The sequence below is a fragment of the Pseudomonas fitomaticsae genome, assembly GCF_021018765.1.
Classification (GTDB): domain Bacteria; phylum Pseudomonadota; class Gammaproteobacteria; order Pseudomonadales; family Pseudomonadaceae; genus Aquipseudomonas; species Aquipseudomonas fitomaticsae.
On the sequence record NZ_CP075567.1, the window covers coordinates 759,642 to 784,769 of the forward strand.

22 protein-coding genes and 1 riboswitch are annotated in these 25,128 nt (G+C 61.4%); of the genes, 15 read left to right on the forward strand and 7 right to left on the reverse strand.

Translation table 11 applies throughout. The features are described 5' to 3' along the window. The first annotated feature begins 89 nt into the window (after nt 1-89). From KJY40_RS03355 to KJY40_RS03395, 9 genes are all read left to right on the forward strand, one after another. The gene (locus tag KJY40_RS03355) at nt 90-425 is read left to right on the forward strand and encodes a YceK/YidQ family lipoprotein (protein ID WP_230734983.1); all 336 of its coding nucleotides are present in this window, start codon (nt 90-92) and stop codon (nt 423-425) included. 5 nt (nt 426-430) lie between these two features. Beyond that, complete coding sequence (locus tag KJY40_RS03360; protein ID WP_230734985.1) at nt 431-1,222, forward strand: DUF3800 domain-containing protein; 792 nt, start codon at nt 431-433, stop codon at nt 1,220-1,222. A 225-nt stretch (nt 1,223-1,447) separates the two neighbouring features. Next, the gene (locus tag KJY40_RS03365) at nt 1,448-3,205 is read left to right on the forward strand and encodes a carbamoyltransferase family protein (protein ID WP_007952261.1); all 1,758 of its coding nucleotides are present in this window, start codon (nt 1,448-1,450) and stop codon (nt 3,203-3,205) included. Further along, the gene (locus KJY40_RS03370; protein ID WP_192563260.1) at nt 3,189-4,319 is read left to right on the forward strand and encodes a glycosyltransferase; all 1,131 of its coding nucleotides are present in this window, start codon (nt 3,189-3,191) and stop codon (nt 4,317-4,319) included. The genes KJY40_RS03365 and KJY40_RS03370 overlap by 17 nt, the downstream gene beginning before the upstream one ends. Further along, a complete protein-coding gene (locus tag KJY40_RS03375; RefSeq protein ID WP_230734988.1) occupies nt 4,319-5,215 on the forward strand; it encodes an antimicrobial resistance protein Mig-14 in 897 nt (298 codons plus the stop codon). Before KJY40_RS03370 ends, KJY40_RS03375 begins: the two co-directional genes overlap by 1 nt. 8 nt (nt 5,216-5,223) lie before the next feature. Next, the gene (locus KJY40_RS03380; protein WP_230734990.1) at nt 5,224-6,669 is read left to right on the forward strand and encodes a PIG-L family deacetylase; all 1,446 of its coding nucleotides are present in this window, start codon (nt 5,224-5,226) and stop codon (nt 6,667-6,669) included. After that, entirely contained in the window at nt 6,666-7,820 is a 1,155-nt protein-coding gene (locus KJY40_RS03385; protein WP_230734992.1) for a glycosyltransferase family 4 protein, read from the forward strand. The genes KJY40_RS03380 and KJY40_RS03385 overlap by 4 nt, the downstream gene beginning before the upstream one ends. A gap of 14 nt (nt 7,821-7,834) precedes the next feature. Then, nucleotides 7,835-8,755: a glycosyltransferase gene (locus tag KJY40_RS03390; protein ID WP_230737650.1), complete on the forward strand. Its 921-nt coding sequence runs from the start codon at nt 7,835-7,837 to the stop codon at nt 8,753-8,755. 3 nt (nt 8,756-8,758) lie between these two features. After that, nucleotides 8,759-9,382, forward strand: coding sequence for a CatB-related O-acetyltransferase (locus tag KJY40_RS03395; RefSeq protein ID WP_230734994.1), 624 nt, complete (start codon nt 8,759-8,761; stop codon nt 9,380-9,382). Nucleotides 9,383-9,386: 4 nt separating this feature from the next. Here the strand turns inward: KJY40_RS03395 and KJY40_RS03400 are convergent, their stop codons facing one another. Both KJY40_RS03400 and KJY40_RS03405 read right to left on the reverse strand, forming a co-directional pair. Continuing rightward, nucleotides 9,387-10,610, reverse strand: a complete 1,224-nt coding sequence (locus tag KJY40_RS03400; protein ID WP_230734996.1) for an acyltransferase family protein — start codon at nt 10,608-10,610, stop codon at nt 9,387-9,389. 2 nt (nt 10,611-10,612) lie between these two features. After that, nucleotides 10,613-12,472, reverse strand: a complete 1,860-nt coding sequence (locus KJY40_RS03405) for a bifunctional O-antigen ligase/aminoglycoside phosphotransferase family protein (RefSeq protein ID WP_230734998.1) — start codon at nt 12,470-12,472, stop codon at nt 10,613-10,615. Between the two features lie 154 nt (nt 12,473-12,626). Here KJY40_RS03405 and msbA point away from each other — a divergent pair, with 154 nt between their 5' ends. The 4 genes from msbA to hldE all read left to right on the forward strand — a co-directional run bounded on the left by msbA (nt 12,627) and on the right by hldE (nt 17,429). Continuing rightward, entirely contained in the window at nt 12,627-14,429 is a 1,803-nt protein-coding gene (gene msbA, locus KJY40_RS03410; RefSeq protein WP_230735000.1) for a lipid A export permease/ATP-binding protein MsbA, read from the forward strand. A 164-nt stretch (nt 14,430-14,593) separates the two neighbouring features. Further along, on the forward strand, nt 14,594-15,298 hold the full coding sequence (locus KJY40_RS03415; RefSeq protein ID WP_230735001.1) for a sulfotransferase family 2 domain-containing protein: 705 nt from the start codon (nt 14,594-14,596) through the stop codon (nt 15,296-15,298). Next, entirely contained in the window at nt 15,291-15,902 is a 612-nt protein-coding gene (cysC, locus tag KJY40_RS03420) for an adenylyl-sulfate kinase (RefSeq protein WP_230735003.1), read from the forward strand. Before KJY40_RS03415 ends, cysC begins: the two co-directional genes overlap by 8 nt. 102 nt (nt 15,903-16,004) lie before the next feature. Continuing rightward, nucleotides 16,005-17,429, forward strand: a complete 1,425-nt coding sequence (gene hldE / locus KJY40_RS03425) for a bifunctional D-glycero-beta-D-manno-heptose-7-phosphate kinase/D-glycero-beta-D-manno-heptose 1-phosphate adenylyltransferase HldE (protein WP_230735005.1) — start codon at nt 16,005-16,007, stop codon at nt 17,427-17,429. A gap of 66 nt (nt 17,430-17,495) precedes the next feature. On the opposite strand, the gene KJY40_RS03430 is transcribed toward hldE, so the two are convergent. The 4 genes from KJY40_RS03430 to KJY40_RS03445 all read right to left on the reverse strand — a co-directional run bounded on the left by KJY40_RS03430 (nt 17,496) and on the right by KJY40_RS03445 (nt 20,942). After that, nucleotides 17,496-18,464 carry a metal ABC transporter ATPase gene (locus KJY40_RS03430; protein WP_230735007.1) on the reverse strand — a complete coding sequence of 323 codons (969 nt, stop codon included), beginning with the start codon at nt 18,462-18,464 and terminating at the stop codon, nt 17,496-17,498. 31 nt (nt 18,465-18,495) lie between these two features. Beyond that, on the reverse strand, nt 18,496-19,308 hold the full coding sequence (locus KJY40_RS03435; RefSeq protein WP_230735009.1) for an aldo/keto reductase: 813 nt from the start codon (nt 19,306-19,308) through the stop codon (nt 18,496-18,498). Then, complete coding sequence (locus KJY40_RS03440) at nt 19,305-20,480, reverse strand: NAD(P)/FAD-dependent oxidoreductase (RefSeq protein ID WP_230735010.1); 1,176 nt, start codon at nt 20,478-20,480, stop codon at nt 19,305-19,307. The genes KJY40_RS03435 and KJY40_RS03440 overlap by 4 nt, the downstream gene beginning before the upstream one ends. A 129-nt stretch (nt 20,481-20,609) precedes the next feature. Beyond that, nucleotides 20,610-20,942, reverse strand: coding sequence for a DMT family transporter (locus tag KJY40_RS03445; protein ID WP_007952237.1), 333 nt, complete (start codon nt 20,940-20,942; stop codon nt 20,610-20,612). 102 nt (nt 20,943-21,044) lie between these two features. Here KJY40_RS03445 and KJY40_RS03450 point away from each other — a divergent pair, with 102 nt between their 5' ends. Together KJY40_RS03450 and waaA are read left to right on the forward strand one after the other, a co-directional pair. Next, complete coding sequence (locus tag KJY40_RS03450; protein ID WP_230735012.1) at nt 21,045-21,947, forward strand: LysR family transcriptional regulator; 903 nt, start codon at nt 21,045-21,047, stop codon at nt 21,945-21,947. 11 nt (nt 21,948-21,958) lie between these two features. Continuing rightward, nucleotides 21,959-23,239: a lipid IV(A) 3-deoxy-D-manno-octulosonic acid transferase gene (gene waaA, locus KJY40_RS03455; protein WP_230735015.1), complete on the forward strand. Its 1,281-nt coding sequence runs from the start codon at nt 21,959-21,961 to the stop codon at nt 23,237-23,239. A 31-nt stretch (nt 23,240-23,270) separates the two neighbouring features. Here waaA and KJY40_RS03460 read toward each other — a convergent pair whose 3' ends face one another. Continuing rightward, nucleotides 23,271-24,704, reverse strand: a complete 1,434-nt coding sequence (locus KJY40_RS03460; protein ID WP_085608475.1) for a TolC family outer membrane protein — start codon at nt 24,702-24,704, stop codon at nt 23,271-23,273. A gap of 196 nt (nt 24,705-24,900) precedes the next feature. Continuing rightward, nucleotides 24,901-25,006: riboswitch (TPP riboswitch) on the forward strand. Nucleotides 25,007-25,128: the final 122 nt, after the last annotated feature.

Sequence of the window (25,128 nt, forward strand, 5' to 3'; positions counted from 1 at the left end):
GACTTGTCCTACGGCCTTGCCAGAACCCATGAACTGCCCCCCGCAAAGCCCCGATGCTAGTTTGCCCCGACGTTCCCGGAGGGCAAATCTTGACCATCAAAAACGCTATCACTATCGGCGCATTTTTCCTGGCACTGACCGGCTGCGGCACCGCCGTCACGGTGTTGCAGGACGATGAAGCCGCCACGCGCGGCCTGCGCAAACAGAAGACCTACTGTCAGTCGATCCCGCGCATCTACAGCGGGCTCGCCCACGATTTTTGCCTGCTGCACGCGCCGCCTGATCCTACCGGCATTCTGGTACCGGTCGTCCTGCTCGACCTGACCCTGTCCGGCGTCTTCGACACGGCGTTTTTGCCGTATACGATCTATCGTCAGGCAGTGGACGGGAATATCAGTGTTTATTGGCGGCCAGGCCGGGGGTAATTACCTTGCCCCCAACCAGTGAATACAGCGATGCCATCGTTTATGTCGATGAGAGCGGTGATCATGGGATGCAGACACTGGATCCCAACTATCCGGTCTTCGTGCTCGCGTTTTGTGTCTTTCATAAGAGGCATTACTGCGAGAAAGTCATTCCTGCTCTACAGAAATTCAAGTTTGCACACATGGGTCACGATCTGATCGGTCTGCATGAGCTCGAAATTCGTAAAGAAAAAGGAGCGTTTTCTGGCCTCTTCATGTCCAGAGAGCACAAAAATGCTGTTCTTGAGGAGCTGACTTGCATCATTGAAGCCAGCAACTTCGTTCTGATCAGTTGCGTCGTAGACAAGGCTTCCCTTCGTGAAAAACAAGGCACGGGACACAATCCTTATCACCTCGCTCTCGGCTTTTGTCTGGAAACGCTCTATGAGTTTTTGCAGGAGAAGAATCAACAAGGGGCACTGACGCACGTAATTTTCGAGCGCCGAGGAAAGCGAGAGGATAACGAGCTTGAGTTGGAGTTTCGCAGGATGTGTGGTGGGGCGAATCGATGGGGTATTCAACTGCCGTTTGACATCGCTTTTGCAACCAAACAGGTGAATTCCACCGGCCTGCAGCTAGCCGATCTTGTTGCGAGGCCCATTGGCATGAGCGTGTTGAGGGCGGGTCAGGGAAACCGTGCTTTTGCCGTGCTCAAGCGCAAGTTCTATTGCAGCGGGGGGCGGAGCAAAGTTGGAGAGGGTTTCGAGAATTGGGGTTTGAAGATTTTCCCATCCCCAGAAAGCGAAAAGCCCCGATGATCTCACCGAGGCATTAGCGCCGACCGGGATCTCCCAGTCCATTTGTGGTGGAGTCTATGTCGATGCCACTCGAGTGTCAACGCACCGGCCGGCCAGTTCCGCTAGAGGTTTGTCGGCGCTTTTAAGCTATAATCCCGCCCTTTAGCTGTCTCTCGCCCGGTGCGAGGGCACATCATTTTTCAAGGCGCATCGCGCCTGAATGCAGACTAAAGAGGCTAGACCCCTGTGGCATTGACGATTCTTGGCCTGTCCGGCGCCCTTAGCCATGATCCTTCAGCAGCCTTGTACATCGACGGCAAGCTGGTCGCGGCGGCTGAGGAAGAGCGCTTCGTACGCGATAAACATGCAAAGAACCGCATGCCCTACGAATCGGCGAAGTTCTGCCTGGAGCAGGCAGGCATCAAGCCGTCCGACGTTGACGTGGTCGCGATTCCGTTCGCCCCGATCAGCATTTTCGGCAAGGCTCGCTGGCAGTACGCCAAGCGTTACTGGTACGCCCCGGATCGCGCACTCGACGCGATCCTGATGGGCAACCGTCGCTACAAGCGCTATCGCAACAAGATCGTCTGGTGCCTGGAGCAACTGGGCTTCGACCCGAAGAAAATCAAGATCGAGCCGGTTGAACACCACCTGGCCCACGCTTCCAGCGCCTACCACTGCTCGGGTTTCAAAGAGAAAACCGCGATCCTCGGCATCGACGGCAAGGGCGAGTACGCCACGACCTTCTTCGGTTACGGCGAAAACGGCAAGATCCACAAGATCAAGGAATTCTTCGATCCGGATTCCCTCGGCGGCCTGTACGGCGCGATCACCGAGTTCCTCGGTTTCGACATGCTCGATGGCGAATTCAAGGTCATGGGCATGGCGCCGTACGGCGACGCCAGCAAATACGATTTCTCGCGTCTGGCCTCGTTCGAGAACGGCGAGCTGGTGATCAACACCGACTACGCCAACGTGATCGGCCTGCGTCGCTATAAAGAGAAGGGCAAGGGTTACTACTTCTCGCCGAAGCTGATCGAGTGGCTGGGTCCGAAGCGCGAAGGCGACATCGCCGACGAGCCGTACATCCACTACGCCGCCAGCATTCAGGCGCTGTTCGAAAAAATCGCGCTGCAGATGATCGACTACTACCTGGGCGACGTGCTCAAGGAAACCGGCAAACTGGCCTACGCCGGCGGCTGTGCGTTGAACGTCAAGCTCAACCAGAAAATCATCGCCCGCGACGACGTCAAGGAACTGTTCGTGCAGCCTGCATCCGGCGATGCCGGCACCGCAGTCGGCGCAGCGGCCTATGTGTCGAACGCCCGTGGCGTTCCGGTCGAGAAGATGGAGCACGTCTACCTCGGCCCGTCGTACAGCAACGAAGACGTGATCGCCGCGTGTGCCCGTCACGAGAACAAGCCGACCTGGCGCAAGCTCGACAACATGCCGGAGCAGATCGCCAAGATCATGGTCGATGGCAACCCGGTGGCCTGGTTCCAGGGCCGCATGGAGTTCGGTCCGCGTGCACTGGGTGGTCGTTCGATCATCGGCTGCCCGAGCGTGGCTGGCGTGGCTGACCGGATCAACCACCAGATCAAGTTCCGCGAGCGCTGGAGGCCTTTCTGCCCGTCGATGCTCGACACCGTTGCGCCACAGATGATCAAGATCGATCACCCGGCGCCGTTCATGACCTTCACCTTCGAAGTGGCTGAAGAGTGGAAGACCCGCGTGCCGGAAGTCGTCCACGAAGACGGCACGTCCCGGGCCCAGGTGCTCAAGCGCGAATACAACCCGCGCTACTACGACATGATGAAGGCGCTGGAAGTGCTGACCGGCAACGGCGTGTCCCTGAACACCTCGCTCAACCGCCGTGGTGAACCGATGATCTGCTCGCCGACCGACGCCCTGAACATGTTCTTCGGCTCGGATCTGCAGTACCTGATCATGGAAGACATCCTGGTGGTCAAAGAAGGCGCAAACGCTTATGACACGCTCGGCTGAACGCCATGTGCTGCAGTTCTGTCACGGCTATGACGGGCCGTTCCTCGACTGCGCGCGGCAGTACGCCAGCCTGTTCGCGGGCACCGGTTATCGGGTCACCACGGTCTTTCTCACCGGGGCGGCCGATAGCGAGGTGGCCGCGGCCTGCGCCTCCGATGAAGTGTTGTTCATGGAATACAGCTCCAAGGCCATTCGTGGCCTGAAGCTGGGCGCCATCGGCGATCTGCGCAAGATCGCCGCTTCACGCAATTTCAGTTTCTGCATCGCCCATCGCTTCAAGCCGATCTACATCGCCTTGCTTGGCACTTCGCTGCCGGTGATTGGCGTGCACCACGCGTTTGGCGATTACAAACGCGGTTCGCGCAAACTGTTTGCGCACATTTTCCGCAAGCGTCTGAGCCTGCTCGGCGTGTCCGATGCGGTGCGCGACGACATGCGTCGTTGCCTGCCGAAATGGCCGGCGGCGCGCATCCAGACCCTTTACAACCGCATCGATGTCTCGGCGTTGCAGATGAGCCAGGTGTCCGCCCGTGAAGCCCGCGAGACCCTCGGTCTGTCGGCGGATGCGTTCATTGTCGGCAACGTTGGTCGGCTGCACCCGGACAAGGATCAGGCCACGCTGCTGCACGGTTTTGCCGCGGCGTTGCCCGGTCTGCCAGCCAACAGCCAACTGGTGATTCTTGGCAAGGGCCGGCTTGAGGATGAACTCAAGGCGCAGGCCCGCGAGCTGGGCGTCGGTGATCGCGTGCTGTTCCTCGGCCAGGTGCCGGACGCGCGCAATTACTTCCGCGCATTCGATGTGTTTGCCCTGAGTTCCGACCACGAACCGTTCGGCATGGTGCTGCTGGAGGCCATGGCCGCCGGTGTGCCGTTGTTGGCGACTGCGTGCGGCGGGGCGAAGGAAGTGGTCGAAGGTGTGGGCATTCTGTTCCCGCTGGGCGATGCCGAGCATCTGGCCCAAGGCTTGAAACATCTGGCCGGCATGGACGAGCAGCAGCGTCGTCAGTGCGCCGAGATGATGTTCGATCGCCTGCGTGAGCGCTTCTCCGACCGCGCCGTACGCGACACCTTCTGGCATTTGCCGCAAGTTACCGATCTGGCACCGAGGGGCTGATGCTCAACCGATTTCAAGGCTGGCGCGAACGTGGCTGGTCGCCCGTTGACGCCTCAACTTATGCACAGGCCTGGCAACGTTTCGGCGGCAGCGTCGCGACTCATCCCATGGTCGTCGAGCGTCTGGCGGATCTGGCCAGCATCCCGGTGCGCTATCTGGCCTGGGAACAGCAGGGCGAACTCAAAGCCGCGATCCCGACCTGGGGCCGCGACCTGGCCTTGTCCAAGGACGTGCTCAAGCGCAACGGAAAAAAAGGCCTGTTCGATCTCGGCAACGCCGAACTGATCCTGCCGGCCGCCGCTGATGCCCAGGCACCGTTGCGCCATCGCGGGCGCTACCTGTCGGCGCTCAACGAGAACCGCTTCAGCGGCCTCAAGTTGCAGACCGAACAACTGGCCATGGCCCGAACTCCCGAAGAACTGTCGAAGAAGTTTCGCTACAACCAGCGCCGTGAACTGCGTCTGCTGGAAGAAGCGGGCGGCGTGGTGCGGCCGGTCAGCGATTTCTCCAGTGCCGAACTGGCCGCCATTTATTGCGACCTGTTCCAGCGTCGCTGGGGTTTCCCGGCCACTGGCGCTGCACGCATGGCCGATGTCATAGAGTTGTTGCGCGAACTGTTGATCGGCTCGGTGATCTTCCTCAACGACGCGCCGATTGCCATTCAATTGGTGTACCGCGTCGAAGCGCAGGAGTGGATCAGCGTCGAATACATCAATGGCGGCGTCGACCCTGAAACCCGTGAATTCAGCCCTGGCAGCGTCCTGAGTTTTCTCAATACGCAAAGTGCCTGGGAACACGCTCGGGCATTGAACAAGCCGCTGCGCTTTTCCTTCGGTCGCGCCGACCGTGAATACAAGGATCGCTGGTGCAATCCTGTGCCGGTCTTCACCGTATGAGTCAGCCCATGAGCCGCAAACAGCAACTGCTCAAGCGCCACCGGCGCAATAAGCGTATCAGCCTGTTGATCGCGCTGATCGTGTTGGTCGCCCTCGGCGTACTGGTGGCCTGGTGGTTGCCGCTGGTACTGGCAGTGGTTGGCTGGATCGCTCACGAAGCGTGGTTCGCCGATCATTTGTTCTATTCGCCGAAAGACGATTACCAATACAGCTTTGCGCCATTCACACCACAGCCAAAAGTGCATCTGAACGGTGAGCAATTGCGCCTCGACGAGGGCGTGATGCTGGTGGAGGATGCCACGCTGATCCTCGCCCTGAAGGTCAAAAGCAGCTTTCTGGGACGCTTCTTCGATCCTCGGGTCGAGTTGGTCGGCGGCACCCATCCCGATGTGCAGACGTTCGAACGTGGCGTCAACGGCCTGCGTTATCTGAATCTCAGCGGTCAGGCACAAGCCTTGTCGCAAGGTCTGCTGCGTCTGCGCGGGCGCTTTTGCCGGGTGTCCGGCGAGCCGGTGCTGTGGGCGCTGGAACAGCCGGACTACCGCCAGCAGCGGGTGATGGTCATCGCGCCGCACGCCGACGATGCCGAACTGGCCGCCTACGGTCTGTACAGCCAGGCCAAAGAAGCCTGGATCGTGACCCTGACCGCCGGCGAGATCGAAGCTGAACACTATCAACAGATGGGCTTGAACAAGGTCGAGGCGGCACGGCTCAAGGGTCGTCTGCGTGCCTGGGACAGCCTTGCCGTGCCGCGCTGGGCCGGCGTGCCGCAGGAACATTGCGTACAGCTCGGGTATTTCTGCCTGCAACTGGCGGCGATGCAGGCTGCGCCGAATCAGCCAGTGGGTTCGCGGGAAGCAGATCTGAGCGACACGCGGCTGTTCCGTCAGCTGAATCCGTTTGCCTTGCCCGGCGATGCCGACGGCGCGCCGACCTGGAACAATCTGCTGGCCGACCTGCGTGACGTGCTGTCCCGTGCGCGCCCGGATGTGATCGTGCTGCCGCATCCGTCGCTGGATCCGCATCCCGACCATATCTGCGCCCAAGAGGCGGTGCTGGAAGCCTTGCGCGGCCTCGACTGGCAACCGGTCCTGCTCGGCTATGCCAACCACTTGCACGACAACGACCGCTGGCCGATGGGCGACAGCGGGCAGGGCATTGCGCTGCCGCCGACGTTCGATGCGACTCTCGTGATGCAGCCGCTGTGCCTGCCGCTGTCGATCGAATTGCAACGGGACAAGGCCATGGCGCTGGGCATGATGCATGACCTGCAGCCACCGGCGCCGTTCAAGCGCCGCCTGCGCCGACTGTTTCAGCGACTGCTGGCCGGTCGGATGCGGTCGGTCTACGGCGAGAACGAATTTTTCAGAAAAGCGGTCAGGCGCCAGGAGCTGTTCTGGGTGCTGAAGCAGAGCGAAACAGGCGCGACGGGTTCGCAACGGGGAGAGTCATGAGTCAACGCGCAAAGGTTCTGCAGCTGCAGCCCGACTACAACGTCAAATCCCATGATTTCGCCGATCTCGCCGAACAGATCGTCAAGGCGCTGCCGACCGATCGTTACGAAGTGACTGCAGCCTTCCTGCGTGGCAAGCCAGGGCCGGGTGAGGCCGTCAGCCGTGCCGACCGTTCGGTGTATTTCGAGTTTTCCGACAAATCCCTCAAGGGCATGCGCCTGCGGGCGATGTGGCAGCTGTACAAGTTCTGCCGCCGGGAAAAGTTCGACGTGGTGATCTGCAACCGTTTCAAACCGGTGAACATGATGCTGACGCTCAACCGCTGGTTGAAAGTGCCACTGTGCATCGGCATTTCCCACGGTTTCGGCGAGTACGACCGCTTCTACCGTCGTCGCCAGACTCAACGCCTGATCGACCGACACTGGCGCTTCGTCGGCGTGTCGCCGGCGGTCAAACAGTATCTGCTGGACTGCGATTGCGGTTTTACCGACCAGAACACGTACGCGATCACCAACGCCATCGACATCGAACAGGCCGAAGGTTTGCAACACAGCCGCGAACGCGCGCGCGAATTGCTGGGCATCGACCCGAATGTGCGGCTGATCGGTGCGCTGGGGCGGCTGGTGTCGGTCAAGGGCCACACTTATCTGTTGCAGGCATTCGCCCAACTGAAAGACAAATACCCGAACACCCAGCTGGCCATCATCGGTGCCGGACGCCTGCAGGCGCCGCTGGCCGCCGAGATCGAACAGTTGGGCCTGAGCGGCCGGGCGCACCTGCTGGGTTTCAAGGAAAACGCCCTGCAATACGTGCGCGCGTTCGACATCTGGACCATGCCGTCGCTGGCCGAAGGCCTGGGCCTGGCCTTGCTGGAAGGCATGAGCGGGCATCTGCCGGTGATCGCCTCGAACGTGCCGGCCATGTTGCCGCTGATCGAAGGTGCCGGTGGCTTGTCGATCACGCCCAAGGACGTGCCAAGCCTGTTCGAGGCGCTGGACACCTACCTCGCGCTGTCGGATGACGAGCTCAAGGCCAAGGGCGAGCAGGCCTACCGCTATTTGCAGGAGCAGCACGACATCGAGGTCTTCCGCCAGGAATACCTGAACCTGATCGACTCCGGCCTGGAGCAGGCCCGCAAGGAACAGCCATGAGCGAAGAAAGAGCCATGAGCGAAGAAAGAGCCCTGAGCGAGCCCGCAGCCCTGAGCGGTGAGCAACCCCTCGTCACCGTCATCATCGCGTCCTATAACCACGGGCCGTACATCGAGGAAAGCATCCTCAGTGTCATCAACCAGAGTTACCAGAACATCGAGCTGCTGGTGGTTGACGACGGCTCGAAGGATGACAGCGTCGCGCGCATCCAGGCCTTGCAGGAAAAACACGGCTTCGATTTCCGGGTGCAGCAGAACCAGGGACTGACCAATACGCTAAATGGTGCGATCGCTCGGGCCAAAGGCAGCCTGATCGTACCGTTCGGCTCCGACGACATCATGTACCCGGACCGGATCGCCACCCAGGTCGCCTACATGGACGGCAAGCCGGAAGTGGGTATCTGCGCCGGCAACATCGAGTTGATGGACGCCGACGGCAACCTCTACCCGGAAAAGCGTCAGCGCCGCGATGTGCCGTTCCGTCGCCTGGATTTCGATGACATGTTTCTGGAGCGCAAGCCGTATCCGCCGGCACCGACCCTGATGATTCGCCGCGAGGCACTGGACAAGGTGGGCGGGTTCGACCCGACGATTCGTCTCGAAGATCTGTACATCGAGCTGAAAGTCACCCGCGCCGGGTATTTCATCGACGGCCTGAACGTGGTGATGGCGCGCTATCGCAAACACGCTACCAACTCCTACAAGAATCACCGTTTCATGATCGAGAACATTCTGCGCACCTACGCGTTGTTCAGCGATCATCCGCTGTACGACGAAGTGCGTTACAAGTCGCTCAATTCGATGTTCCTGAAAACCGCCAACCGTGACCGCAAACTGGCGCGGGAGCTACTGGCGCAGATTCCGCTCAAGGCCTGGAACAAGAAAACCTGGCGCGGGCTGGGCCGGTTGCTGTTTTCGCCGCTGGAAAAGGACTGAGCCATGGGCTGGCTTCAGCGCTGGCGCGAACGACGCGCCAAACGGGCGATTCGCAAGTTGCCGAAGATCGAACGCGGCGCGGCGCGGTTCGCGCAGGCTTACCCTGACTATGCCTTTGGCCGGGGCAGTTATGGTCTGCCGATCGTTCATGACTGGAAGGAAGGCTCGACGCTGAAGATCGGTGCCTACTGTTCGATTGCCGAAGGCGTGCAGATTTTTCTCGGGGGGCATCATCGAGCCGACTGGGTGACCACGTTTCCGTTTCCGGCGATGTTGCCGGAGGCGGCGCACATCGGTGAATACAGCGGCACCCATGGGGATGTGACGATCGGCAACGATGTCTGGCTGTGCTCCGACTGCACGATCCTTTCGGGCGTGACCATCGGGAGCGGTGCGATCATCGCGGCCGGTGCACTGGTCACGCGGGATGTCGAACCCTATGCGGTCATGGGCGGCAATCCGGCGAAGTTCCTGCGTTGGCGGTTTCCCGAAGAACAGCGCCAGCAGCTGTTGCAGAGCGCCTGGTGGGACTGGTCGGAAGCCGAGCTGCGGGGGCTGGTCGATACGCTGTGCAGCAGTGACATCGAAGCCTTCCTGAATTACGCCCGCCAGCGTCGGTCGACGTAGCCGCTCAGCGTTCCTGAACGGCTTTCTCGGCCAGCTTCTTCGGGTTTTGCCGGTTTTGGCGTAACCACTGCAGGAATTTCCTGCCCGCGTCGATGCCCGGTTTTTCGATGTACAGAAAGGTCAGGCTGGCGATGACGATCAGCAGGCAACTGCACACGGCCATCAACAACAGATAGAGCATCGGATTCTGCGGGTTGAAGGGGACCAGATGCGGCAGTTGCTGCGCCATTATCCAGAGCACGTAACCATGCAGCAGATACGTGCTGTAACTGACTTCTCCCAGCCATCGGACACTGCGCAGGCGCAGGGCGCCAAACAGCGGGTTGCCCGATGCGACGATCACGAAAAACACCGTCAGCAGCAATAACGGCATCAGGTTGAAAGCGCGTTTGTACAGCGTCATCACCAGAACCAGAGCCAGCAGGGCAATCACCGTGGCGATGCCTGTCCGGCCCCATGCAGCCAGTTGTGGTCGACGGACCCAGTAAGCGGCTGCGATCCCCCCGAGAAAACTCGCCAGAAAGTGCTTCTTCAGCGAATGCTCCCAACCGACCACCTGGTAGAGGGTGTAGATCCCGATCAGGCACAGCACCACTTGCAGCCAGTGTCCGCGGTAGATGAACACCAGCCCCAGCAGCGGCAGTGCCAGATAGAAAAACACTTCATAAGCCAGCGTCCAGGTCACGTTGGAAATCAGCATTCCGCTCTGGGGGTACTGATTGATATCGGGCCGGTCGAACGTCAACCAGGCCAGCACCTGTCCGACCAGCTGTGGGCCGGAGTCCTTCAGCGCCCAGTCTTGCAGGTAGAACACCGTGACAAACACGATCAGCATCAGCGGCAGGTACAGGGGGTAAAGCCTGAATACCCGTGATACGGCAAAGGCCTGCCAGTCGTGGTCGCGGCCCTGTTTGAGCAGACGGCTCCAGAACAGGAAGCCGGTGATCATGAAAAACAGTGCCACGCTGGCCTGGCCTAGCTGGGAGTAGAAGTTGCTCGGTGGAAAATCGATCACGCCTGTGCGCAGGTAAAACCAGGTAATGATGGCGTGATGAATGAACACGCCAAAAGCCAGGTAACCGCGCAACCCGTCAATGCTGCCGTAGCGGCTTTCGCCGGTATGCCGCACATGCGAAGCCGCCTTGGGAAGCAAGCGCAGCAGCAGGGCCGAAGTCGCGATGGCGAGCAGATACGCTATCGCGGCATAGACTGGGTTTGTATCCGTCATGATCAATGTGCCCGGACCGGGCGACCTCCCTGTTGCACCTGTCGGTGCAGATTGTCGACCGCTGCCCTGGAGGCCGTCACCGAGTAACCCTGGAGCAGGGCATCGAAGTGATCCTCGAACAGCCAGCGCTTGTCTTCCGTGTAGCGCTGCATGTGACGCAAATTGCGCTGGCGCAATGAAAGGCTCAGGGGCGATGGATAGATGCGCAGATCGGCCAGGTCGATCAATCCGAACTCGCCATCCTCCAGCACCAGCACATTGCCCAGGTGCAGCGAGCGGAAATACACGCCCTGTTCATGCAGTTGGGCCATGAACTTGCCAAAGCGTTCCACCAGCGCCTGGCGCACCGCAGGCGCCGTGATGCCTTGCAATACCTGGCGCAGGGTGTGGCCTGGCAAGGGGGCGTAGTGTACGGCGCTGCTGCCGTCGTCGAGACGATACAGGCCGATTGTCCGTGGAGTCGGGATGCCTGCCATGCGCAGTTGTTCGCTGTTGACGGCAAACCGCTCGGAGTAAGGGTTGAAGCTGCCGGAGGTGTACCAGCGGCGACGGCGGAAAAGCTTCAGAAAGCTGCCGTCCTCCAGGCGCAGAACCTTGGGTCCCAGACCATCCTCTTCGATGACCTGTGCGTTACGGCTCAGTTGCTGCATGTCTGAGGTCGAGCGCTTTTCCACGGGCCTGTCCAGCAGGCGGCGGGCGCGCTGATTGATGCTCAGCGCGGCGATCAGCGCCAGCGGAATCCACAGCAGGAACCAGTGCTCCTTGGGCCGCGAGAGAATGCCGCCACCCTCGGTCAGGCCTGCACCGATGCCGAACACCAGCCAGGTCGAGGCGATGATCAGCAGCGGCTGTACCCGCTGGCGCCAACTGCTCAGCAGCCCCCAGGCAATAAAGAACAACCAGGGCAGCAGGCCCAGCAGGCCGACGTAATAGAGCACGCCCAGTACGAAGCTGTGCGGTTCCTGGAAGTTGTATCCGACACCGGGATCAATGGCCAGGTTGGCGTTGTAGCCATGGCCGATCCACGGATGGTCCGAAATCTTGTTCAAGGCCAGTAGCCAGATTTCGAAGCGATAGGAATCGCCCCGCTCGATGATCATTTGCGAAAACACGCTGATGACCGCCGCGCCGCTGGCGGCAAGAGTCCCCAGCAGCAACAGGGAGCGCCGGTTCCAGCAGATGAAGCTCAGCCAGAGGGCGGCGGCGGTCAAGGCCACCAGCGGGGTTCTGGAACCGGTGCCGATCACCGCCGTGAACATGATCGCCATTGCAGGCAGACTGAGCCAAAGCAGTTGGCGACGCTTGCAGGTCATGCTGACGCTGAGCCAGTAGGCACAGAAAAAGCCGAACAGGTGGGAGCTGAGCAGCGGGTTGTCAAAGGCTCCGCCGCCGATCAGGCGCATGCCGGGTTCATAGGTGCGGGCAAACTGGAGCAGGAAACCGGTGGTGGCAATCAGCGCGACCAGAGCTGCCGCGAACAGCAGCGGCTGGAGGATGTCACTGCGGTATCGCACCAGCAGGTAGCAGCCGGCAAACAGCAGCAACGTATGCAAGGGCGGCTTGAACATGCCGCCGATCGGTTCACCCCCCGGACCCCAGCAGAGACTGAGCAGCGCCCAGGTGACGAACAGCAGCAGTGCAATGATCAGCGGTTCTTGCAGCAGCTCTTTGAAGTCGCGGGGGCGCAGGCAGATGGCGATCAGCGTGGGAATGCTGAACAGGCCGTAAAACAGCTTGTGATGAAGACTGCGACCCGGCAGGAAGAACAGCGCACACAAAAGCAGGAAGTAGCCGACGGGGAGAATCCACAGGCTGATGAAATCGAAAATCCGATTGGACGTGCTGAAGCCGCGAAGTTGCATGCTGTGAGATTCAATCCTGAAGTTGATCGGCCATTTCGTTGATGGCTATTTGATGCTGAAAAAGATGCCTAACAATAACAGCCTTTGCCCGATTGCCAGAACCCTGAAGAAGCTGTGCTAAAGTCAGCGTCCTTTTTATCGACTTTCGCGTGATATGACCGAATCCAGTCCCGCCGCAAGCCCTTCGAGCTTGAAAATCTACTTCCGCCTGCTCGGCTATGTCCGGCCGTACATCAGTCTGTTCCTGATCAGCATCGTCGGTTTTCTGATTTTTGCCTCGACGCAGCCGATGCTCGGCTACATCCTCAAGTACTTTGTCGACGGCCTGTCCAATCCCGAGGCGGTGCTGTTTCCCACCGTGCCTTACCTGCGCGACCTGCAATTGTTGCAGGCCGTACCGCTGCTGATCATCCTGATCGCCGCGTGGCAGGGCCTGGGATCTTATCTGGGCAACTATTTCCTGGCCAAGGTTTCCCTGGGCCTGGTGCATGACCTGCGGGTGCAGTTGTTCAACAACCTGCTGGTCCTGCCCAACCGTTACTTCGACAAGCATAACTCCGGTCACCTGATTTCGCGTATCACCTTCAACGTCACCATGGTCACGGGGGCGGCGACAGATGCGATCAAGGTCGTAATCCGTGAAGGCATGACGGTGATCTTCCTGTTTGCTTCCCTGCTGTTCATGAACTGGAAGCTGACGCTGGTGATGGTCGCGATCCTGCCGCTGATCGCCGTGATGGTGCGCACCGCGAGCAAGAAATTCCGCAAGCAGAGCAAGAAAATCCAGCTGGCCATGGGCGATGTCACCCACGTGGCGTCGGAAACCATCCAAGGCTATCGCGTGGTGCGCAGCTTCGGCGGCGAAACCTACGAGGAGAAGCGATTCCTCGACGCCAGCCAGAGCAACACCGACAAGCAACTGCGCATGACCCGCACCGGCGCGATCTACACGCCGATGCTGCAACTGGTGATCTACAGCGCCATGGCGGTACTGATGTTCCTGGTGCTGTTCCTGCGCGGCGACGCGTCGGCGGGCGACATGGTGGCCTATATCACCCTGGCCGGCCTGCTGCCCAAGCCGATCCGCCAGTTGTCCGAAGTCAGTTCGACCATCCAGAAAGGCGTGGCCGGTGCCGAAAGCATTTTCGAGCAGCTGGACGTCGAACCGGAAGTCGATACCGGCACGGTCGAGCGCGATTCGGTCAGCGGTCGCCTCGATGTGCGCAACCTGAGCTTCACCTACCCGGGTACCGACCGTCAGGTGCTCGACGACATCAGCTTCTCGGTCGAGCCGGGGCAGATGGTGGCGCTGGTGGGGCGTTCGGGCAGCGGCAAGTCGACCCTGGCCAACCTGATCCCGCGCTTCTATCACCACGACAAGGGCGAGATCCTGATCGACGGCGTGGAAGTGGAGCAATACAAGCTGCTCAACCTGCGCCGGCACATTGCCCAGGTGACCCAGCACGTCACGCTGTTCAGCGACACCGTGGCCAACAACATTGCCTATGGCGATCTGGCCGGGGCGCCGCGTGAAGACATCGAGAAAGCCGCGCGTGATGCCTACGCGATGGACTTCATTTCGCAACTGCCCGAAGGCCTGGACACTCAGGTCGGCGAAAACGGCGTGCTGCTCTCCGGCGGTCAGCGCCAGCGTCTGGCGATTGCCCGGGCCTTGCTCAAGAATGCGCCGTTGCTGATTCTCGACGAGGCCACCTCGGCCCTCGACACCGAATCCGAGCGGCATATCCAGGCTGCTCTGGATCAAGTGATGAAGGGCCGCACCACGCTGGTGATCGCCCACCGTCTGTCGACCATCGAGAAGGCCGACCTGATTCTGGTCATGGATCAGGGCCGGATCGTCGAGCGCGGTACTCACGATACCCTGCTGGCGCAGAACGGTTACTACGCGCGTCTCAACGCCATGGGCCTCGACGCCCCGGCCGAAGACATCGCCTGATCCCGCCACGAAAACGCCGGGCGCGCAATGCGCCCGGCGATTTGTATCCAGACCTTTACCCTTCTTGACCAAACCGGCATAAAACCCGGCACCGCGCTTGTTAAGGTTCCTGAACGAACTCTGACTTTCATCGAGGGGGCCATCCCCGTCGCGCGGGTACTCTCATGTTGCAACGCTATCTGTGGAAACTGCTGCCCAAGCCGCAGCGGGCCTTTCTGCTGGGGCGCCTGTCGGTGGTCGACCGGCAAGTGGTGAACAAGTCGATGTCGGCCAATCTGGCCTTCCCCGCCGCTTTCGAACAGCGTGACTGCCTGTTTATCCACGTACCGAAGTGCGCCGGCAGCAGTCTGTGTGCGGCGATGTTCGACGGCTGGCGTCCCGGACACCTGCCGTTGTACTGGTACGAAGAGCAATTTCCCGAGCAATATGCCGCCGCCTACAAATTCGCCTTTGTCCGCGACCCGCTGGAGCGCGCCTATTCGGCTTATGCCTTCTTGCATGGCAACACCTTGAGCGGGCGTGATCACGCCGCACAGCAGATGGTTCGTCAGTATCGGGATTTCGACGACTTCGTCGCACGCTGGCTGCACCCGGAGACGATTTCGCGACAACTGCATTTTGCCGCACAGACCGACTTCCTTATCGATTCACTGGGTCATCTGGCGCTGGACTTCATCGGTTACCAGGAACATCTGGAGCAGGATTTCAAGCAGGTCTGTGACCGCTTGGGGATTGTGTGTCAGTTACCGCACGTCAACAGCTCCCGGCAGCGTCAACCGCTGAAGGCCCGGGAGTTCTGCTCGGCGCGAACCCGTCGCCTGGTGCGTCGGGCCTATCAGCGCGACTACGAGTTGCTCGGTTATGAATGAGGCGCTGCACAGTCTGGCGACAGTTCCCGCCATCAGCCCCTACAGCCTTGCGTTGTCTCGTCAGGCCCGAGCCGGCCTCAAGGGCCAGCGGCCGCGCTGCCTGTGGCTGACCGGGTTGTCCGGGGCCGGCAAGTCGACCCTGGCCAACTCGCTGGAGCTGCACCTGCATCAGTTCGGGCTGCACACCTTCCTGCTCGATGGCGACAACGTGCGCAATGGCTTGTGCCGGGATCTGGGCATGGACGACGCCTGTCGTCGGGAAAATATCCGACGCATGGCCGAAGTCGCCCGGCTGATGGTCGATGCCGGCCTGATCGTCATCGTCGCGGCGATTTCACCGTTCCGTGCCGAACGGGAAGCCGCGCGGCAACTGTTTGCCGAGGGCGACTTCATCGAAGTGCATGTGAGCACTTCGCTCACGGTGTGCGAGCGCCGGGATCCGAAAGGTTTGTATCAGGCGGTGCGCCAGGGCCGTATCCAGCATTTCACTGGCATCGACAGCCCTTACGAGGCGCCGTTGGCGGCGGAATGCCGGATCGACACTGAAGCGGTCGAACCGAGCGAGGCCTGCGAGCGGTTGGCGGCTTTTCTGCTTAAAAAATGAGCAAAAAAGCCAGCTGTTTCATCCTGTTGCAGCCGCCGCACAAGCCTTCGCCAACCCTGTGTTAATATCGCGCCCCTGTTCATTTTGTATGTGGGTTGCTCCATGAAGTTGTCCATGCCGCGATTCGATCAAGCCCCTGTCTTGGTGGTCGGCGATGTCATGCTCGACCGTTACTGGCATGGTGGTACCTCACGGATTTCCCCTGAGGCACCGGTTCCTGTCGTTAAAGTCGAGCAAATCGAAGACCGCCCGGGCGGTGCCGCCAACGTTGCCTTGAACATTGCCGCGCTGGGTGCGCCGGCGTCGCTGGTCGGTGTGACCGGTGACGACGAAGCCGCCGACAGCCTGAGCAACAGCCTCAAGGGCGCGGGCGTGCGGGCCATGTTCCAGCGCATCGCGCACCAGCCGACCATCGTCAAGCTGCGGGTCATGAGCCGGCACCAGCAATTGCTGCGTATCGACTTCGAAGAACCGTTCGCCACCGACGCACTGGCCCTCGGCGCGCAAGTCGACGATCTGCTCGAAGGGATCAAGGTGCTGGTGCTGTCCGACTACGGCAAAGGTGCCCTGAAAAACCATCAGGCGCTGATCCAGGCCGCGCGTGCCAAAGGCATTCCGGTGCTGGCCGACCCGAAGGGCAAGGATTTCTCGATCTACCGTGGCGCGAGCCTGATCACTCCGAACCTCAGCGAGTTCGAAGCCATCGTCGGCGGTTGCACCGATGAGCACGAGCTGGTGACCAAGGGCGCGACGCTGATGCACGACCTGGATCTCGGCGCATTGCTGGTGACCCGTGGCGAACACGGCATGACCCTGCTGCGTCCGGATCATCCGGCGCTGCACCTGCCGGCCCGGGCCCGTGAAGTGTTCGACGTGACCGGTGCCGGCGACACAGTGATTTCCACCCTGGCGGCTGCGATTGCCGCTGGCGAAGAACTGCCGCACGCGGTGGCGCTGGCCAATCTGGCGGCGGGTATCGTGGTCGGCAAGTTGGGTACGGCGGCGATCAGCGCCCCGGAGCTGCGTCGTGCCATTCAGCGTGAAGAAGGTTCCGAGCGTGGCGTGCTGGGTCTGGAGCAACTGCTGCTGGCAGTCGCCGATGCCCGTGCGCACAACGAGCGGATCGTGTTCACCAACGGCTGCTTCGACATCCTGCATGCCGGTCACGTGACCTACCTCGAGCAGGCGCGGGCCCAAGGCGATCGCCTGATCGTCGCGATCAACGATGACGCCTCGGTCAGCCGCCTGAAAGGGCCGGGCCGTCCGATCAACAGCGTTGATCGACGCATGGCGGTTCTCGCCGGCCTCGGCGCGGTGGACTGGGTGATCAGCTTCGCTGAGGGCACCCCGGAAAACCTGCTGCGCGAGGTCAAGCCGGACGTGCTGGTGAAGGGCGGCGACTATGGCATCGACCAGGTTGTCGGCGCGGATATCGTCAAAGCCTATGGCGGCACCGTTAAAGTGCTGGGGCTGGTGGAAAACAGCTCGACCACGGCGATTGTGGAAAAAATCCGCAAATCCGAGTGATGCAAACATAAAGACCGCGCCTGTGATGACTCTCCGGAGTCACTCGCAGGCGCGGTCTTTTGCCGTTCAGGAATTCACTTTCTTGCGCGGCACGATCTTCTTCAGCAGCTGCTTCGCCTTGCCGCGCAACCGCGCCAGCCCTGTGTCCTTGGGCGGCGGCGTCAAACCCTGCTGGCGCAGCCAGTCCTTCCAGCGAATACGCTCGTCGCGCACCAGCCAGCCGTCCTGCCGGGCGAAACTTTCCGCCAGGTACAGACCGCGAGTGCCCGCCGGGTACAACTGACCTTTCTTCAGCGTGTACAGCTCGGGCAGCGGTTCGCCGTCTTCCAATGGCATCAAGTACAGATCGGGGCGTTTGCGGTCGAGCCGGGCGACCAGTTGATCGCCTTCCAGCCGTTCATCGACATGGAACAGGCTCAGATTTTTGGCTTCCTTGGGCACGTCCAGTCGCAGGTCGTAGATCAATTGCAGCGACGCGGTCGGCAAGTGCACATAGGCCCTCGGCCGTTCGAGCAATTGCAGATTGGCGCAACGCACCGGCCGGGCCGAACCGGACAGCGGCGTCAGGCGAAAGGGCAGAGCCTCGCGATAATGCAGCGCCGATGCATACGGCGCCGGCAGCCAGGTGTCATTGAAGCGCCCGCCGAGCCAGCCTTCCGGGGTTTCCAGCAGGCATTCTTCGGCGATCTCCTGGATCGCCGTGTGCAGCGGGATATTCAGTTCATGGGCCGGCACGTAGCCGGAAATCAGCTTGAGCACGACATCGCCGCGATCCTGCCGGCGCTGGCGCACCAGCACCCAGTAATCGCGATTCTGCCAGTGCAGGGTCAGACGCACCGAGACGCCGAGGTTGGCCAACTCCAGCGCAAAGCGCTCGGCGTCGGCCACGCTGACCGGTTTGCGCCGTTGCAGGGTCTGGGCGAAATTCAGCGGCATGCCGACGCTCTGGTAGGTCAGGCCTTCCGGCGTGGCTTCGACGAACAGCGGCAGCGTCTTGAAGTTGCTCGGGTTCTTTCTGATGAGCGTACGCGGCATGTCGGCTCCTGCTTAAGGCCGCGAGGCGGCGTCAGTGACCACGAAGGACCTGGGCAACGGTCGCAACGTTATGGGCGAGGTGCAGCGGATTGATGGTCCCGACAATGGCGCTGGCCACGCCGGGTTGGGCGAACAGCAACTCGAAGCTGGCGCGCACCGGATCCACGCCGGGACTCAGGCACACATGACCGCTGGCCAAGGCTTTCTTCACCAGAATGGCTTTGCCGTGGGCAGCAGCATAGTCAATGACCGCCTTCTCGTTTTGTTCGTTCAGATTGTAGGTGACCATCGCGCAGTCGCCTTGCTCCAGTGCTTTGAGGCCGCCGTCGACGGTTTTGCCGGAGAAGCCGAAGCCGCGAATCTTGCCCTCGGCCTTCAATGCCGCGAGGGTTGCGTAGACTTCGCTGTCGTTGAGAATCGCCAAGTCGTTGCCATCGGAGTGCACCAGCACCAGGTCGATAAAATCCGTTTCCAGACGTTGCAGGCTGCGCTCCACCGACATCCGCGTGTGAGCGGCGCTGAAATCGTGGGTCGATTGGCCGTCGACAAATTCTTCGCCGACCTTGCTGACGATTACCCAGTCCTTACGCTCGCCGCGCAGCAACGGCCCGAGGCGTTCTTCGCTGCGGCCATAGGCCGGGGCGGTGTCAATCAGGTTGATGCCCAGCTCCCGCGCCTGCTTGAGCAGCATGCGCGCGGCGTCGTCGTCGGGGATCTGGAAGCCGTTGGGGTATTTCACGCCCTGGTCGCGGCCGAGTTTGACGGTACCCAAACCCAGCGGCGAAACCAGCAGGCCGGTGCTGCCCAGCGGGCGATGCAGATCGTGCAGGGTCGGCAGGCTCATGGCAGCAATTGCTCCCAGGCGGGAACGCCCATCGGTGGTTTTGGCAATTCTGGCAGCGGGGCAGGGCGGCTTGGCTGGATGCCGTCGCGTTCGAGGGACGCGATCACGCGGTCAGCGAAATCCGGAGCCAGGGCCAGTTTGGTTGGCCAGCCGACCAGCAGGCGACCTTCTTCAGCGAGGAAGGCGTTGTCTGGACGGGTAAGACCGGTTTGCAGCGGTTCGGCGCGATCGACGCGCAGGGTCGCCCATTGCACGGTGCTCAGGTCGATCCATGGCAACAACTGGCCAAGTTCTTTTTTAGCGGTGGCGATCTGTTCGGCCGGCTCACGGGCCACGCCTTCGGACTCGGCAATGTCGCCGCCCAGATACCAGACCCACTGACCGTCGGCGGCCGGGTGAGTGGTCACGGTAATGCGCGGTTTGGTGCCGCCACCGAGGCAGTGCGCGTACAGCGGCTTCAGGCCCGGCCCCTTGGCGATGATCATGTGCAGCGGTCGGCGTTGCATGGCCGGATGAGTCAGGCCCAAAGCAGTCAGCAGATCGGCAGTACCGGCACCGGCACTGAGCACGATGCGCTGGGCGCGGATCTCGCGGCCATCGACTTTCAGGCCAACCAGCACGCCACTTTCCAGCAACGGCTCGATGGTCTGGCCGGCGAGCAGACCGTCGCCCGACAGGTCGGCCAGGCGCTGGATCAGGCTCGGCACGTCGATCACCAGTTCGGCGAGACGGTAGACCTTGCCCTTGAAGCGTTTGTCTTGCAGGGCCGGCGGCAGTTGATCGCCCTTGACCTGATCGACCCGACCACGCACCGCTTTGCTGGCGAAGAAGCTGGTGAGGTTGCCGGCCAGGGTGCCCGGCGACCACAGGTAATGGGCCTCGGACAGCAGGCGCACGCCGGTCAGATCCAGTTCGCCGTTACCGGCCAGGGCTTCACGCCAGCGACGCGGCATGTCGGCGATGGCTTCCGAGGCGCCGGTCAGCGCACCGTGCAGCGCGTACTTGGCGCCGCCGTGGATGATGCCCTGGGACTTCACGCTCTGCCCGCCGCCGAGGCTGGCGCTTTCCACCAGTACGGTCGAGAAACCCTGGCGACGCAGGCGCGCGTTCAGCCAGAGACCGGCGACACCCGCGCCGACAATCAGCACGTCGGTGGAAATTGGAGATGGCATGCAACGACCTCAGTGTTCAAGACGAGGGCGCAGTATACAGACTCGGGGAAAAGGGGATTTGTTGCTGATCAACAGAGGGAATGCTTGAGCCCTTACAGGAGCGAGTGCCTGCAAGGGCTCATGTCGGAATCAATGGCCGGCGGTTTTCGAGAACAGCTGAATCACCACCACGCCGAGCACGATCAGCGCCATCCCGAGCATCGCCGGGATATCCAGTTTCTGCCCATAGATGAACAGCGCCGCGACGCTGACCATCACGATGCCCATGCCGGCCCACACCGCGTAGGCCACGCCCACCGGCACGCTGCGTACCACCAGGGTCAGCATCCAGAACGCAATGGCGTAGCCGACGATGACCAGTACCAGTGGCAAAGGCGTGCTGAAACCTTTGACGGCTTTCATCGAAACGGTCGCGATCACTTCGGCACAGATGGCGATGGCCAGGTAGACGTAAGCGTTCATGTTCAAATCCTCGTGTGAAGCGTTGCTTTCTGAGGCGGCATTCTAGTGACTCTCCAGATGGGGTAAAGTCATTACCTATCTGTTTACAAGATGGGTTGGCCGATGAGCATGCAGTGGAATCTGGAGCAGTTGCGGGTGTTCGTCGCGGTGGCCGAACAGCGTTCGTTTTCCGCCGTTGCGCGGCAGCAACGCAAGGCGCAGTCGGCGATCAGCAGCGCGATTGCCATGCTGGAAGACGACCTCGGTGTCAGTCTGTTCGAGCGTAGCAGCGGACGCCAGCCGAGTCTTACCGAAGCAGGCGAAGCGTTGCTTGAAGAGGCGCGAGAAGTGCTGCGCCAGTGCGAGCGCCTGAACGGTCGGGCCGTGGCCATGATGCGCGGGCAGGAAGCGCAACTGCGGGTGGCCCAGGACGAGGCGATGCCCTATCAGGCCCTGGTGGAAAGCTTCGGCGCACTGGCCGAGCAGTTTCCCAGTCTTGAAGTCCAGTTGACCAGCGCCGCCCAGGGCGAGGTTTCACGCAAACTGGTGGAGCGCCGGGCCGATCTCGGGTTGCTGTTCTATCACGACGAAATCCCCGAAGCGCTGGAGCGCCGGGTGCTGGGCAGTGTGGAAATGGTCACGGTCTGTGGCGTCAATCACCCGCTTGCAGCGCAGCCACGGGTCAACTGCCAGCAGCTTGCTCAGCATCGGCAACTGCTGATGTCGACTCAGACCAGCGTCTACCCCGGCAGTGAACCTGCCAGTCCGCAGGTCTGGCGCGCCGACAGCTTCTACGTGATGGCCGAATGGCTGGTGCGTGACCTCGGCTGGGCCTGGCTGCCGCGCCACGTGGTGCAGTACTCGGCCTATCAGGGCCTGATGGTGGAACTCGACAGCGAATGGACACCGCCGGCACTGGTGGTGGAGCTGGTCTGGCGCCGCGACGAACCGCTGGGGCCGGCCGCCCGCTGGCTGGCGGAGCGATTTGCCATACACCTGCGGGCGATCGGCGGCAAAAGCCGATAAACTCCGCCGCCATGAATAGAACTCTCTACACCGCGCTGTTTTACCTGGGGCTGCCATTGGTGGCGATTCGGCTGTGGCTGCGCTCGCGCAAGGCTCCGGCGTATGCCAAGCGGATTGGCGAACGATTCTCCTACGGCATGCCGACTCTGCAGCCCGGAGGTATCTGGGTTCACGCCGTGTCGGTGGGCGAAAGCATCGCCGCCGCGCCGATGATCCGCGCACTGCTGCAACGTTATCCGACGCTTCCGATCACCGTGACCTGCATGACGCCGACCGGTTCGGAACGCATTCACGCGCTGTTCGCCAACGAACCGCGCATCCAGCATTGCTACCTGCCTTACGACTTGCCCTGCGCGGCGGCGCGTTTTCTGGATCGCGTGCAGCCGAAACTGGCGGTGATCATGGAAACCGAACTGTGGCCCAACCACATTCACCAATGCGCCAAACGCGGGATCCCGGTGGCGCTGGCCAACGGGCGCCTGTCCGAACGTTCGGCCAAAGGCTATGGCCGGTTCAGCAAACTGACCGCGCCGATGCTCGCCGAGATGAGCCTGTTCGCCGTGCAAACCGAAGCCGAAGCCCAGCGCTTCCGCGATCTCGGGGCGCGTGCGGAGACAGTCGAAGTCACTGGCTCGATCAAGTTCGACCTGACAATCGACCCGCAACTGCTGAAGCGTGCCCATGAATTGCGCGGTCAATGGCAGGCGCTGGAGCGTCCGGTGTGGATCGCCGCCAGTACCCATGAAGGCGAAGACGAGGTGGTGCTGAACGCTCACCGTCGTTTGCTGGCCAACCATCCCGATGCGTTGCTGATTCTGGTACCGCGCCATCCGGAGCGTTTCAACTCGGTGTTCGAACTCTGCCAACGTGAAGGTTTCGCCACGGTACGTCGTTCGACCGGCGCGAGTGTCGATGCGCAGACTTCGGTGCTGCTCGGCGACACCATGGGCGAGTTGCTGTTTCTCTATGCGCTGGCCGACAGCGCGTTTGTCGGCGGCAGCCTCGTGCCCAACGGCGGACACAATCTGCTTGAGCCGGCAGCGCTGGCGAAACCGGTGATCAGCGGCCCGCACCTGTTCAACTTCCTCGACATCGCCGCGCAACTGCGCAGTGCCGGGGCGTTGGCCGAGGTGGATGACGCCGAAGGTCTGGCGACTGAAGTGCAGCGCCTGTTCGAACTGCCCCGCGACGCACAGCGCATGGCAGAAGCCGGGCTGAGCGTGATGCGCCGCAATCAGGGCGCGTTGCAGCGCTTGCTCGATGGCCTGGGAAGGTTGATCGACCGCCCATAAAAAAACGCAGCCTCAGGGCTGCGTTTTTTGTTTAAGGCCGGGCCTTGAGCTGGGCTTCCGCAGCCTTGGCCAGATCCGGCGGCAGGAAATCCTTGTCCGGGTTGTAGTCGGCTTTCAGATAACGCGTCAGATCCTGCAAGTCGCCCGGGTTCAACGTCCCCGCCGCCTGCTTCAAACGCAGATTGTCGAGGATGTAGTCGTAGCGGGTGTTGTTGTAGTTGCGCACCGAGGTGTAGAGCTGACGCTGGGCATCGAGCACATCGACGATGTTGCGCGTCCCCACCTGGTAACCGATTTCCGTGGCTTCCACTGCGCTCTGGTTGGAGATGATCGACTGGCGGCGTGCCTGTACCTGCTCGACGTCGGTGTTCACCGCGCGGTGCAGGTTGCGGGTGTTCTCGACGATCTGCCGGCGCAGGCCTTCACGTTGCTGTTCGGTCTGATCCAGTTGCGCGTAAGACTGGCGCACTTGGGAACTGGTCAGCCCGCCGCTGTAGATCGGGATGTTCACCTGCAACGCCAGGGTGCGTTGTTCGACGTTGCCGCCATACGGCGTGCCGAAAGCATTCGGGTTGCTGAAGCCAAACGAATCGTTGTCGCCTTTCTCGTACTTCGCCACGGCGTCGAGGGTCGGCAGGTGGCCGGCCTTGCGCTGTTTCAAGGTCTGTTCGGCGGAGCTGACCGCGTAGTTGCTGGCCAGCAGATTGAGGTTCTGTTTCGCGGCGGTATCGACCCAGGCCTTGGCGTCGTTCGGCGCCGGCGGCAGGATCGGCAACGTGTGGACGATGCCCTGGATCGAGTTGTACTGGCGGTTGGTCAGGGTGATCAGCGCTTCGAACGCATCATCCACCTGACGCTGGGCGACGATCCGGTTGGCGCGCGCGGTGTCGTAACTGGCTTGCGATTGCAGCACGTCGGTCTTGTCCGACAGGCCCACATCGAAGCGCTCGTTGGACTGGTCGAGCTGGCGCTTGAACGCGGCTTCCTCGGCCTTGGTCGAGGCCAGGTTGTCCTGGCTGCGCAGCACGTTGAAGTAGCTTTCGGCGGTCTGCAGGATCAGGTTCTGTTCGGTGGCCGAGAGTTGCAGCGCGGCCTGCTCGTTGACGTCCTTGGCGGCCTGGTACTGGAACCAGCGATCGGCGCGGAACAGCGGCTGCGCCAGGGTCGCCTGATACGACTGGGCGCTACGGTTGGCAACAGCCGACGGCTGATCGATGTCGGTGCGGACATTGGCGACCTGGGCGCCGCCGGACAGGTTCGGCAGCAGCCCGGCGCGGGCCTGGGGCACGACTTCTTTCTGCGCGCCGTACTGGGCGCGGGCGGCGGCCAGGTCGGCGTTGTTGTCGACCGCTTCCTGATAGACGCTGACCAGATCCGTCTTGGTCGATAAAGGCGCTTCTGCTGCCCAGACCGTTGCGGTGGACGCACAAGACACGGCGACAGCCAGTGAAAGTTTGCGCAGCATGAGGCGATCCCTAGCATGAATATTATGGAAATAATCCGGGCGCCAAAGGTAAGGCGCGGCCCATGCAGCGTCAAGGCGCAGCATGGCGTAGCGAGTGTAGTTGCGCAGGCGGCAGGCAACAATCTGCCAATTGCGCCATTCATCATGGTGTTTACAGCGGTGTTGGCGTTCTTTGCCGGTTGTGTCTAGACTGGCCGGGTTCTTGTCGGGGTGCCTTGCTATGAGGCTGAGATCGAATAATTTCGGATCCCGTTGAACCTGATCAGGTTAGCGCCTGCGTAGGGAACAAGATTTCTCGTCACCCGGCGAGTCCTCTTGTGCTTCGTCCGGGATATTGTTCGACAATCGAACGCTCGACGACGATGCACAGCACCAGTCCTGGTGCGTCCGTGCCTTTCAGGTTCTGCTCCGACAATCCACTGCC

What these genes read in the sequence shown, in the direction of transcription:
- KJY40_RS03460 (WP_085608475.1), bottom strand. Translation starts at nt 24,704, where the DNA reads ATGCTGCGCAAACTTTCACTGGCTGTCGCCGTGTCTTGTGCGTCCACC.
- KJY40_RS03440 (WP_230735010.1), bottom strand. Translation starts at nt 20,480, where the DNA reads ATGCCATCTCCAATTTCCACCGACGTGCTGATTGTCGGCGCGGGTGTC.
- KJY40_RS03450 (WP_230735012.1), top strand. Translation starts at nt 21,045, where the DNA reads ATGAGCATGCAGTGGAATCTGGAGCAGTTGCGGGTGTTCGTCGCGGTG.
- KJY40_RS03415 (WP_230735001.1), top strand. Translation starts at nt 14,594, where the DNA reads ATGTTGCAACGCTATCTGTGGAAACTGCTGCCCAAGCCGCAGCGGGCC.
- cysC (WP_230735003.1), top strand. Translation starts at nt 15,291, where the DNA reads ATGAATGAGGCGCTGCACAGTCTGGCGACAGTTCCCGCCATCAGCCCC.
- KJY40_RS03435 (WP_230735009.1), bottom strand. Translation starts at nt 19,308, where the DNA reads ATGAGCCTGCCGACCCTGCACGATCTGCATCGCCCGCTGGGCAGCACC.
- KJY40_RS03400 (WP_230734996.1), bottom strand. Translation starts at nt 10,610, where the DNA reads ATGACGGATACAAACCCAGTCTATGCCGCGATAGCGTATCTGCTCGCC.
- KJY40_RS03395 (WP_230734994.1), top strand. Translation starts at nt 8,759, where the DNA reads ATGGGCTGGCTTCAGCGCTGGCGCGAACGACGCGCCAAACGGGCGATT.
- KJY40_RS03390 (WP_230737650.1), top strand. Translation starts at nt 7,835, where the DNA reads ATGAGCGAAGAAAGAGCCCTGAGCGAGCCCGCAGCCCTGAGCGGTGAG.
- msbA (WP_230735000.1), top strand. Translation starts at nt 12,627, where the DNA reads ATGACCGAATCCAGTCCCGCCGCAAGCCCTTCGAGCTTGAAAATCTAC.
- KJY40_RS03375 (WP_230734988.1), top strand. Translation starts at nt 4,319, where the DNA reads ATGCTCAACCGATTTCAAGGCTGGCGCGAACGTGGCTGGTCGCCCGTT.
- KJY40_RS03445 (WP_007952237.1), bottom strand. Translation starts at nt 20,942, where the DNA reads ATGAACGCTTACGTCTACCTGGCCATCGCCATCTGTGCCGAAGTGATC.
- KJY40_RS03430 (WP_230735007.1), bottom strand. Translation starts at nt 18,464, where the DNA reads ATGCCGCGTACGCTCATCAGAAAGAACCCGAGCAACTTCAAGACGCTG.
- waaA (WP_230735015.1), top strand. Translation starts at nt 21,959, where the DNA reads ATGAATAGAACTCTCTACACCGCGCTGTTTTACCTGGGGCTGCCATTG.
- KJY40_RS03385 (WP_230734992.1), top strand. Translation starts at nt 6,666, where the DNA reads ATGAGTCAACGCGCAAAGGTTCTGCAGCTGCAGCCCGACTACAACGTC.
- KJY40_RS03405 (WP_230734998.1), bottom strand. Translation starts at nt 12,472, where the DNA reads ATGCAACTTCGCGGCTTCAGCACGTCCAATCGGATTTTCGATTTCATC.
- KJY40_RS03380 (WP_230734990.1), top strand. Translation starts at nt 5,224, where the DNA reads ATGAGCCGCAAACAGCAACTGCTCAAGCGCCACCGGCGCAATAAGCGT.
- KJY40_RS03370 (WP_192563260.1), top strand. Translation starts at nt 3,189, where the DNA reads ATGACACGCTCGGCTGAACGCCATGTGCTGCAGTTCTGTCACGGCTAT.
- hldE (WP_230735005.1), top strand. Translation starts at nt 16,005, where the DNA reads ATGAAGTTGTCCATGCCGCGATTCGATCAAGCCCCTGTCTTGGTGGTC.